Source organism: Paenibacillus alkaliterrae, assembly GCF_021532375.1.
Classification (GTDB): Bacteria; Bacillota; Bacilli; order Paenibacillales; family Paenibacillaceae; genus Pristimantibacillus; species Pristimantibacillus alkaliterrae.
The window spans coordinates 1-11,449 of the sequence record NZ_JAKGAP010000109.1 but is presented as its reverse complement, the minus strand read 5'-3'; the positions used below and the strand labels follow the sequence as shown (position 1 = coordinate 11,449).

The window sequence follows — 11,449 nt, the reverse complement described above, 5'->3', positions numbered from 1 at the left end:
TCCGGAAAAAGCGACCCCTATTCAAGCTGAGCAAAAAGCTTAAACATAGCTATCTTATTTTCATATATTCGCGACAACTATCTTGACAAACACCGCTAATATAAGTCTGACTCAGGGAAGGGGAGGAAAGCAAAAATGAAAAACATATGGAAGTACAGTGGCTGGTACTTGGTAGCTGTTGGTGTGTTCCATAATACTGTTGGATTGCTGCTCGGTCAAGACATTTTAATAGAGATCATCAACGATGGACTAATCAACACGGTTCACATGGAGTATGATCGTAATTTTCTGTTATGGTTTGTGATAATAGGTTTTTTCTGGATTGGAATGGGCATCCACTGGCAAAGTATACTGCGGACAAACGAAAGGCCTTTACCTTCCTTTCTTGGATGGGGATTACTCATATTTGCTCTGATGGGCGTAATACTCTCTCCTTTGTCAGGTATTTGGCTTTTCTTCCCATTAGCGTGGATGATTCTGCAACCGCATATACTTGAAAGGCTAAAATGATAAAGGACTACAGCTATTGTTTACAGTGCATATTCCAGACATGTGGAGTGCGTGGTAAGGCTATATCGGGAGTATTGAGATAACGAGCATCGCTTGATTAAAGGATAAAAATATGTGATAATTGCACCAAAATATCCGCTTAATTAGTTAGTTAGCGGATATGGAGGTGCATTTTTTTGTTGACGCTGGCTGAGATTAAACATCAATTCTATGGTCATAATGGTGTCATGATGACGGCTGAACTGCGTGCTCTGGGTATATCCAGCCGCCAATTGTTGCAATTGGTCAATGAAGGTGTACTGGAAAAAATAAAACAGGGAGCATATCAACTATCTGAGCAATTATTGCCGGAGGAAACACTGATTACAAAGTTGTTTCCGAACGCTATAGTTTATTTGGAGAGTGCGCTTTCTTATTATGGTTACTCGGATCGGCTACCCGCAACATGGCAACTTGCTGTAGACAAGAATACTTCAAAATCAATTTTTAACATTGCATACCCTCCAGTTAAACCTTTTTATTTAGAAAGCAATATCCTTGCCATAGGTATCTCTCTCTTAGAAGTTGCAAATACAGAAATTCGCATTTACGACAGAGATCGAACCATTTGCGATGTGCTGCGATACTTCAACAAAATGGATAGAGAAATTTTTAACACAGCTATTCAACGTTATATAAAAGACAATCAGCACAATGTGAATCGATTATTGGAATATGCTGAACAACTAAGGGTTACAAACAAGGTAAAGAACTACATTGGAGTGTGGTTATAAATGGCAGATCCAGCAGCATCCGTATTAGCACGTCTTTACAGAGAAAGATCTTGGCTTGTAACCAGTTGGATAGGATAATATGTACATAATGAATTTTAGAATATGAATTAATTTTGGAAGAACGGAGAGATTATTTGTGAAAATAACTCTGTTGGGCGGTGGAAGCGAAATCGGTGACATTCTTCACAAAGAAATGAATTGACAATATTCGACGTTCGTTGACATAATGAAAATAATAGGTATATTTATAGATTTTATAGGTTTTTTATAAGTGCTGCATGTATTCTTTCAAGTCAGAAAGGAGGGGTAAGATGAATAACGAGCCTTGGATTGCGGAGTCGAAATTAAGGTGTGAGAAACTAGGCATTGATCCTTGTGCAGTTCCATCATTTTCCACTTTCTTTTCTAATGCCGTATTAGAGCAAAAGCGACACGAATACGAAGAAATTTTGTCTGTTATTGATTTCTTTGTGCATAAAATGTTGGAATTAATAAAGGGTCATCCTCTGCTTATTATGATTTCGGATGAGAATGGCTGCATATTGGAGATGGCCGGAGATGAAGCCATAAAAAATGTTGTCCAACAATCAGGGATTAAAGTTGGCCTTGTTTTTAAAGAAAACGAAGCAGGAACAAACAGTATAAACTTGGCGCTGCAGCATCGAAAGCCCTTTCAGCTTGTCGGAGGCAATCATTACTATAAGTTCTTGGAAGCTAGTGCTTGTTATTCCGTTCCGTTTCAATATACCGATATTAGTAATTTATTAGGCACCATCACGATTATGACAACCATCGATCAGCATAATTCTTTTTTATTAGCCATGCTTTGTACGGTAGTAGATTCGATTGAAAGGGAGCTGCTCTTAAAAAAGCAAAATAGAAGATTGCATATCCTGAATCAAGTCGTAATCGAAACGACAAGAAATGGCATTATCATTACAGATCGAGAAGGAAATATTACCGAATATAATAAATTTGCTGAAATTATAACCAATTTAAAGAAACAAGATGTGATACAAAAACCTATTTCGGATCTGCAAATAAGCCAATTCATTCAAGAGGTTCTTCATACCGGGGTAGAATACGAGGATATTGAGCTGAGCATTACGCAAAAGAAACAAGAAGAACCACTCGTTTGTTTATTTGATGCCTTTCCTATCCATGATGAAAATTTACAGATAATGGGTGCTTTTGCACAGTTTCGTGATATAACGGAGCGTTCTAAAACGGAAAAACAAATCAATCACCTCGCATATCACGATGATTTAACCGGATTGCCGAACAGAAGATTTTTTACGCAAAACCTGGAGAATTTATTAGAGTCTTCAGAGGGAAATGAGAGTCTCTTTGCCATCATGTTTCTGGATTTGGATAGTTTCAAGAAGATCAATGATAACCTGGGACATAACAACGGGGACACTCTTCTTAAACTAGTTGCTGAGCGTTTGAGGAACTGCTGCTCGCCTTCCAATCATATCGTGTCAAGAATGGGCGGGGATGAGTTCACAATCCTCTTGCAGGAGATCACGGGGCATAACGATGCCATTCTTGTTGCAGAAGAAGTCATTGAGGTGTTTGAAGCGCCGTTTGTCATTGAAGAATATGAATTTTATATTACGGCAAGTATCGGTATCGCCTTCTATCCGCATCACGGTGATGATGCTGAAACGCTGATGAAGCATGCTGACATTGCCATGTATATGGCCAAAGACGCAGGGAAAAACAACTATTCGGTTTTCAAAGCGATCAAGAATAACATTGGCATCGAACAACTTACGCTAGAAAGCTCCATGCGTAAAGCACTGCAGAACGAAGAATTTGTGCTGCACTATCAGCCTCAAATGGATATAGAAACAGGAGAAATTATTGGAACCGAAGCGCTTATTCGTTGGAACCATCCGGTCCTCGGTTTAGTTCCTCCAGCCAAATTCATTCCTATTGCGGAAGAAAACGGACTTATTGTTCCGATAGGAGAGTGGGTGCTCAGAACGGCATGTAAGCAAAATCAGATGTGGATCGAACAAGGGTTCATCCCAATGAAAATATCGGTCAATCTTTCTACCCGCCAGTTTCTAAAACGTAATTTAATAGACAACGTTAAACAGATTCTGTCCGAAACGAACCATGATCCACGGTATCTTGAACTCGAGATTACAGAATCGATGACGATGGATGTTGAATACGCTGTTGATGTGCTTGGAGAAATGAAGAAACTGGGCATACAAATTTGTATAGATGATTTTGGAACAGGCTATAGCAATCTTTACTATATAAAGTTGTTCTCTATTGATCGACTGAAGGTTGAACAATCATTTGTCAGAGATATAATGACCGACAAGAATGATGCGGATATTGTAGCCACGATTATTTCGATGACCCATAATCTTGGGATTGATGTGATCGCAGAGGGTGTGGAGACAGAGGACCAATTAAACTTTTTAAGAACACTGAGGTGCCGTGAAGCTCAAGGGTATTACTATCACCGGCCGTTACCCGCAGATCAAATCGAACAATTATTTACTAAATGTACAGGTGAATAAATTTGATTAGTAAAGGTGAAATGATGAAAAAAAAGGTATATACCATTTTAGTCGAACATTTTAAGAATTGGGGAATTACGCATGTTTTCGGAATTCCAGGGAAATCGATCTCTCCTCTTATGCTGGAGCTTGAAAACCAAGAGATTCAATATGTTTTAGGCCGTCATGAAACCGGATGCGGGTTCGAAGCTTCGGGATACGCGCTTGGCAAAAAAACCATTGGCGTAGCGATTGGCACTTCAGGCCCGGGGGGAACCAATCTTATCACTGCTGCCGGGCAGGCGAAAGAGTTTCAGCTCCCTGTTCTATTCATTACAGGGCAGCCCTCGATGCAAGATACTGGACGTGCTTTAAGTCAGGATTCAAGCCAGTTTGGAACGGATTTGGTCAAAATGTTCGAACCGGTAACCTTGTTTAGCGCACGTATAGAGAGAGGGGACTTACTCCCTTTATTTCTTAGACATGCGGTAGAAAAAGCCTATACGGGAGAAAAGGGTCCCGTTCATTTATGTATCCCCTTTGATGTGCTTATGGAGGAAGTCGAGCCCTTTTATATTCCTTTGCCGGACTATATCTCACCAGTGGTATCACCGGACATAGACAAAGCCATTTCTTTGCTGGATAAGGCCAAGAAACCGGTCCTTTTTCTCGGAAAAGGTGCCATTATGTCGGAGGCGTATGAAGAATTGCGTATCATGGCAGAGCATTGGCGTATCCCGGTGGTCACGGCACCGGGCGGAAAGGGCGCTATCCAAACGAACCATCCCTTGTACTTAGGAGGGTACGGACTTGGCGGATCCAAGCATGCAACGGAATATTTGAAATCCGGAATCGATCTGATGATCGTGGTTGGAAGCAAATTATGTGACATGTCCTTATCCGGGTTTACATCAGAAATGCATCCTGAACATATGCTGCAGTTCGAGTACAATCTTACTTTTGCAGGGAAATCTGTACAGGTTCCTACTCAGATTATTCTTGGCGATATTAAATACAACTTGGCCCAATTGATTCAGAAGAGCGGTGCTTCGGAAAGAGATTATGAAATGCTGCCGATCCGAGGGCATAAGCCAGATATGAATCCGGAAGCCCTGTTATCTGCTGTGACGGCATTCAAAGCCCTTCGCGCTTCGCTTCCCAATGACGCTATCCTCTTTGGGGATGCCGGAAGCCACTCGTTTTATGCGGTCCAGCATTTCGATATACTCGAACCCGGCACCTTCTATTTCGATGAAGTGTTTATTGCGATGGGTGCAGCGATTGGATATTCCATTGGAGCGAAAATTGCCTGTCCGGACCGTCATGTCGTTTGTATAACCGGCGACGGATGTATGATGATGCATGGCACAGAAATCTCGACAGCGGTTAACCATGGAGCTCCGGTCATTTTCTTCGTTCTCAATAACGGCCGATTAGACATGGTGGATAAAGGAATGTCGTATAATACAGGGCGATCCGTCGGGGCGGTCTATGAGAGACCGCTTGATGTCAGTCAGTTTGCCCGGTCGATGGGGGCGTTAACCTATTGCTGCCATAACGCAGCCGACATCAAGGAGGCCGTACATTCTGCCTTACAGTCTGACATCACCACGGTTATTGAGGTCATGGTAGACCCGCTTGAGATCCCCCCTATTCTAACCAGGCTGCTTAGCTTGGATTAAAGGTAATGGAGGAATATATGGAGACGAATTATGAGAAAGGTTTAGAGATGTTAGGAAAGATGGTAAGCCCGGAAATTTTGCAGGATACGGTTGAGCGTGTAAAGCAATTTAGTCCCGACATGGCGAAGCTTATCGTCGAATTTCCGTACGGGTCGATTTATTCGCGTCCTGGACTTGATTTGAAGCAAAGATCGCTAATAACCATTTCCTCTTTGGTTACCCAAGGAGCGGAAGGTCAGCTTGATTTCCATATAAACGCCGCCCTCAATGTCGGGCTGTCACCGGATGAGGTCGTTGAAGCCATCATGCACTGCATTCCCTATGCAGGATTTCCGAAGTCTTTGGGAGCACTGGGCGTCGTTATGAAAGTATTTAAAGAACGCAATATTACATATTGATATACATAGTTAGCAAGCGCCTGTTGGTATCCTTTATAAGGATAGCAAACAGGTGCTTTTTACGATATCATTATTTTCGAAAAGACATATATGAGTGAGGAGCTGTTTATGGCAGTAAATCCAAACAAGCTCAAAGAGAATAACCAACGTCAAAACGTTTATTTTATTCTAAATGATAGAAAAGAAAATGATTTTCATCATGACAGTCTTGAAATATTGTTTGTGCTCTCAGGAACGATCCGTATCAGAGTGGGCAATGATGAGCTTTCAATGAAGCCCGAGGATATGATCGTTATTAATCCTTATGAAATTCATCATATCCATCCGTCACCGAGTGCTAACTTTGTATCCATGATGATATCGACGTCTTTCATTTATGAAATCTATCCCGCGTTTCAAGACAGGTATATCGATTGCAAATCCTTTCTATCGCCTGAGAATCATCAAGAGCAATTAAATGGATTGCGTAATCACTATGCAACTATTTTTCGTTACAAGTTTAAGAATGAGTCGAGATTTGAGCTTGACATGTACAGCGAGATCTTTAGTCTGCTCGGTGTTCTTGTGCGGTATTTTTCAAGGGTTATAAAATCGGATAAGGCGAATCTGCAGAAGGATGGATTATCCCGCATTCAAAGTATTACAAATTATATAAACCAGAATTATCAGAGTGCAATTGTTTTAAGCGAGATTGCAAGAAAAGAATTTTTGACCCCGCAGTATTTATCACGGATGTTTCAAAAATATATGAACATGACCTTAACGCAATATATTACTTTAGTCAGGTTGAATCATGCCTACTCGGAGCTGTCCCGTACCGATCACACGATCACAGAAATTGCCTATAACAACGGTTTTAAAAATGTCAGTTCTTTTATCGCGTACTTTCGAGATGCCTATAAGATAACACCGGGAGAGTTCCGAAAGAAGCATAACGTTAATCCTGAATTTTCTTCATTACAGGAAGAAGCGGAAATCCATGATGTTAAAACCTACGATACATTCGCCGCTCTTTTGAAATATGCAGAGGTACAGGAAGTAACGATACCGAGTGTTGCTGCACCTATTCGTTTGAATCATATCGAAGCGGATGTATCATCGGAAGGAAAAAAATTATTTCATAAATGGAGAAATTTAATTAATATCGGCTTTGCAAAAGACGGTTTGAATGCTGCGATACAGAATCAGCTCATGGAAATTCAGAAATCGGTCGGGTTCCGTTATCTTCGTTTTCATGGACTGTTAGATGACGATATGATGGTTTATAAAGAGAACCGGAGCGGTAACGCTGAATTGAATTTTATCTATGTGGACATGCTGCTTGATTTTATTATTTCAATAGGCATGCTGCCTTATATTGAACTTGGTTTTATGCCGCCCCAGCTCGCAAAAGCTCCAAACAAAATAAATATTCGCGCTTCCGTTATGAGTATGCCTAAAGATATGGGAAAATGGAACGGTCTCGTAGGGGAACTGATTAAGCATTGCATCAATCGATATGGTGATGACTGCGTAAGAGAGTGGTATTTTATATTGTGGAACAGCGAGCTTGCGTTTAATAACGGCTATTATAAAGAGGAACAATATAATGAGTTATATGAAAACACGTACAGAACCATCAAATTAATCGATAATAAGCTGCGAGTCGGAGGTCCGAGTAAACCTGACTTATTGGAATTCGGCATCAGCCGGAATTGCATACCGGACTTTATTGCCATGCGTTGTTATTCCTGTGTGCCTGAAGAGGAAGAGAGCCAGATTAAGCTAATCGAGCATGATGAGGCGTATTCATTCATAGTCAGCAGTGATGAGGCTTTTTTGGCACATGAAATTGATAAAGTGAAGCTGAAGCTGAAGGAATATGCATTGGATAAAATAGAAATTGTGCTTGATGAATGGAATTCAAACATATGGCAGAGAGACTTGTGCAATGATACTTGCTACAAATCTGCGTTTATTGCAAAAAATATAGCCGAAAATTATGATCGGATATCGGCATTTGGTTATTGGACCCTTAGTGATTTCATGGAGGAAGTTCCGCTGTATAGGGATGTATTTCATGGCGGCTTCGGACTGTTTACTCATAACAGCATTCGAAAAAGCAGCTTCAATGCGATGCTGCTGCTGCGGGGCTTAGGAAACAGGCTTATTCAAAAGGGTGATGGCTACTTTATTACAAGAGACCATAACGGTGTGCAAATACTGCTGTATAATTATTGTCATTATGATGAGCTGTACCGTCATCGCCATGTCACTCACATGGACAAGTACAATCGTTATCATGTGTTTCGCAAAAATGAGACGGAACAATTCCGTTTGATTTTAAACGGCATGAATAAAGGCGAATACTCTATCCGTAAATATACAATCAGCCGCAGCGGAGGAAGTGCCTTTGATAAATGGCTGGAGATGGGTGCGCCTCACGATATGCGAACAGAAGAGTTGACCTATTTGTCCAAGGCTTCTGAGCCTGTCTATAGGGTGGATAGAATAGCGGTACAGGAAAATCTTATATTGGACTGTACGCTTACGCCGCATGAGGTGCAGCTTATTAAGATAAGCGGAATATAACAGAAAGACTTTGCAAATCATATGCAAAGTCTTTTTTTTAATCTTAAAAATTTAATTTATTTATAGCAGATTTTTATCCTCAACAAAGCAGTGTTCTTCTGAACGGATAAAAATGGCTAAATTCAGCATAGAAAGTGAAATGTATTTGTGTATTGATTTACATTCGCTAAAAGTATATTAGAAACTAGCAAGAAAGCGGTACCACAAAAACATTCTGATTAGGGAAAGGATTGCATTCAATGAACAAGATAGGAAATAAATTAACGGTTATTTTAGCTGCGGTTTTCATGTTAAGTTCAATAGGTTTAGCATCGCCAGCCTTGGCAGAAGGAGGAGAAAAGAGCTTAAAGGATATCAAGGGTCATTGGGCTGAACAGCTTATAGTGAAATGGGTCGGCAAAGGTACGATAAATGGCTACAGCGATGGGACCTTCCGTCCTAACAAGGCAATAACCGGGGCTGAATTGACAGCCATTGCTAACCGCTTATTAGCCGCACAGGGTAAAACCGTTGCTGATCTTACGGATGTCCCCGGCAATATAGCAGCCAAGCCGAATAAAAGCGTAACAAGAGAAGACGCCATTGTCTTATTTTACAAGATGCTTGAACTCGAAGCTCAAGAAGGGGCTTGGACGACTTTTAAAGATGCAGCAGCGATACATAGTTATGCAGTAAACGCAGTCAATACCATGTATGAGAAGGAGCTTATAAGCGGATATAAAGATGGGACATTTAGGCCGCAAGGCGCTATATCGCGTGCGGAGATTGTTAAAATTATCGATCTGGCAAGTATTTTAGGGTATTTGGCCAATATATCCGACGGCATAGCTGCTAATGAGGATATTACCCTAATTAAGGAAACAAGGCCTTTTGGTGAAGCGGTAACTGCGATGGCGATAAAATATAGCAAACCCGTCGACGGTTCCAAGCTGAAAGCGACGGTTTATGCGGTTGAAGCCACATTAGGTGAAGTAACCGCGGCAAGAACCGTTACAAAGGTTTATACCAATGATTCGGCTGCGACCGCTCCAGCAAGCAAAACGGGTGAGTACGTCATTATCGAATTGGATGCTGCCAAGGACATGAATGCAGGAACCATGCTTTACGATTTTGCAATAGGCAAGAACAGGCTGTATAAGCTCAACTATTATGTAACGCAATTAGCAGATATCACTGCAGCGGACGGAACGAAGATCGCTTCAGGGTCGAAGCAAAAAAGCGGCAGCGAAGCCAACGCGATTGTAGACAGCTTCAAAGCGCTCACTTACACAAGCAAAGCCGGGAACAAACTGGATTATCGTTTGTATGAGCCTGAAACAGCACCTGGCGAAAAATACCCGCTCGTCATCTTCCTTCACGGCAATGGTGAACGGGGCGCGAATGGTGTCGCGCAATTGCTTGGAAATACGGGTGCGACAGTTTGGGCGTCAGCCGAAAATCAAGCTAAAAATCCAAGCTTCGTATTAGCGCCGCAAAATCCTTTAATTCAAAGCGGATTATGGCTGGAAAAGAATGTATACGAAACAACGCTTGAATTGATCAAATCCGTTGCAAGCAACCCGTTAATCGATCCCGATCGTATTTATATTACGGGTGTCTCCATGGGCGGCTTCGGAACATGGGGCTTTATTCAAAGAAATCCCGATTTGTTTGCGGCAGCTATGCCCGTGTGCGGCGGCGGTGACTTAACCAAGGTTGAAGCCATCAAAGATATGCCCATTTGGGCGTTCCATGCAGCAGATGATCCTGTCGTTAAAGTTGCAGGGGAGATCGATCTTTATATGCCTGAATTCATGATTAACGGTACGAGAGATATGGTGGCTGCACTTAAAGCTATAGGAAGCACCAAAGTAAAATATACAGAATATGAACCCGGTTATGTTGCTATGCCTGTTGCGCCAATGGCCCATTTTTCATGGGTGCCTGCATACAACACGCAAGAAGCGATTGATTGGATGTTCGAACAATCCAAATAAGAAAGATGTCAAAAGCCTGCGGAAAGCAGGCTTTTGTTTATGTGCGCCACGCATGGCGATTAACTGTGAATAAGCACTTTGTTTCCGCAGGAAACAGGTGCTTATTCACAGGTCGGGAACTTAGGGAGCATAGGTCCTCTTTCGCGCTTGACAACGTAACGACGACTTAAGAGGTGATGGTTGCCGTAAGTGTAGACTTATCCCAATGAACTTGGTAACCTAAAGCCTCACTAATAAATCGCAGATTAACATACGCTACTTCGTTTCCGTCAGTAACTGGTGATTGAGCAAGCGTATATTCTTTTCCATTCACATATGCTTTCAAAGAATTTATCGTCAATTCAATCTCAATTCCATTCTTAATAGCATTTATAGACCGCGTTTTTTTCATCATACGATACTGTGGCTCCTAATTCTTCAAAAAGCTGCCTAAAGGGCACCATTGTGGTCCCATTGGCTAAAAATGCTCTGGGATTAAACTCCATATTTTTACTATCTAATACAACCATAACGTCAATTCTTGGTGCAGTACTAGCTGTAAAATTGAATACTGCCGTAGAACATAATAACATTGCAATTAATAGGAATGTGTACTTCTTCATCATAAAGTCCCTCCACTTTTTAATATAATTATTATATTTACCTAAACGGTCATTCAAGGACTCACGGCGAATTCATGAAGATACATATTGAGAGAATCAAACAAATATTGGTTCTTCAGCATGCGGCTTCGGGAAGTAGAATGGTGCAAATACAGAGGGCAGTGACATAAGACGCTTTCAAAACATCGCTCTCATGAGGTAAGCTAAGCGTTAGTAGCTTTCTCGGAGGGATAAGGATGAATAACGAAAGATATCAAGGGACTTTTTTTGAATATTTTAGCGATATGAACGATCCAAGGCAAGAAGGAAAAGTGTATCATCGGCTAACGGGTACGTACGACAAGTTCTGCTATAAGCGCCTAACAGCGTGAAATGCAGGAGATTAAAACATTAATCTTAACTTTACAACCGAGGATGG

General features: G+C 41.3%; 10 protein-coding genes. 8 read left to right on the top strand and 2 right to left on the bottom strand.

Going from position 1 to position 11,449, the window contains the following annotated elements; genetic code table 11:
- Nucleotides 1-135 precede the first annotated feature (135 nt).
- From L1N85_RS25855 to L1N85_RS25825, 7 genes are all read left to right on the top strand, one after another.
- A complete protein-coding gene (locus L1N85_RS25855) occupies nucleotides 136-510 on the top strand; it encodes a DUF6463 family protein (protein ID WP_235241899.1) in 375 nt (124 codons plus the stop codon).
- Nucleotides 511-686: 176 nt separating this feature from the next.
- Nucleotides 687-1,283, top strand: a complete 597-nt coding sequence (locus L1N85_RS25850) for a type IV toxin-antitoxin system AbiEi family antitoxin domain-containing protein (protein WP_235241898.1) — start codon at nucleotides 687-689, stop codon at nucleotides 1,281-1,283.
- A 311-nt stretch (nucleotides 1,284-1,594) separates the two neighbouring features.
- A complete protein-coding gene (locus tag L1N85_RS25845) occupies nucleotides 1,595-3,823 on the top strand; it encodes an EAL domain-containing protein (protein WP_235241897.1) in 2,229 nt (742 codons plus the stop codon).
- Nucleotides 3,824-3,846: 23 nt separating this feature from the next.
- Nucleotides 3,847-5,484, top strand: a complete 1,638-nt coding sequence (locus L1N85_RS25840; protein ID WP_235241900.1) for a thiamine pyrophosphate-binding protein — start codon at nucleotides 3,847-3,849, stop codon at nucleotides 5,482-5,484.
- A 17-nt stretch (nucleotides 5,485-5,501) separates the two neighbouring features.
- The gene (locus L1N85_RS25835) at nucleotides 5,502-5,882 is read left to right on the top strand and encodes a carboxymuconolactone decarboxylase family protein (RefSeq protein ID WP_235241896.1); all 381 of its coding nucleotides are present in this window, start codon (nucleotides 5,502-5,504) and stop codon (nucleotides 5,880-5,882) included.
- Between the two features lie 108 nt (nucleotides 5,883-5,990).
- Nucleotides 5,991-8,453, top strand: coding sequence for a GH39 family glycosyl hydrolase (locus tag L1N85_RS25830; protein ID WP_235241895.1), 2,463 nt, complete (start codon nucleotides 5,991-5,993; stop codon nucleotides 8,451-8,453).
- Between the two features lie 239 nt (nucleotides 8,454-8,692).
- Nucleotides 8,693-10,429 (top strand): S-layer homology domain-containing protein, encoded by a 1,737-nt coding sequence (locus L1N85_RS25825; protein ID WP_235241894.1) that lies wholly within the window; start codon nucleotides 8,693-8,695, stop codon nucleotides 10,427-10,429.
- A gap of 166 nt (nucleotides 10,430-10,595) precedes the next feature.
- On the opposite strand, the gene L1N85_RS25820 is transcribed toward L1N85_RS25825, so the two are convergent.
- Nucleotides 10,596-10,823 carry a copper amine oxidase N-terminal domain-containing protein gene (locus L1N85_RS25820; protein WP_235241893.1) on the bottom strand — a complete coding sequence of 76 codons (228 nt, stop codon included), beginning with the start codon at nucleotides 10,821-10,823 and terminating at the stop codon, nucleotides 10,596-10,598.
- Nucleotides 10,789-10,914 (bottom strand): stalk domain-containing protein, encoded by a 126-nt coding sequence (locus L1N85_RS28115; RefSeq protein WP_407946573.1) that lies wholly within the window; start codon nucleotides 10,912-10,914, stop codon nucleotides 10,789-10,791. Before L1N85_RS28115 ends, L1N85_RS25820 begins: the two co-directional genes overlap by 35 nt.
- 353 nt (nucleotides 10,915-11,267) lie before the next feature.
- Between L1N85_RS28115 and L1N85_RS25815 the strand changes: the two genes are divergently transcribed.
- Nucleotides 11,268-11,402 (top strand): transposase family protein, encoded by a 135-nt coding sequence (locus L1N85_RS25815; protein ID WP_235241892.1) that lies wholly within the window; start codon nucleotides 11,268-11,270, stop codon nucleotides 11,400-11,402.
- The last annotated feature ends 47 nt before the right edge of the window (nucleotides 11,403-11,449 follow it).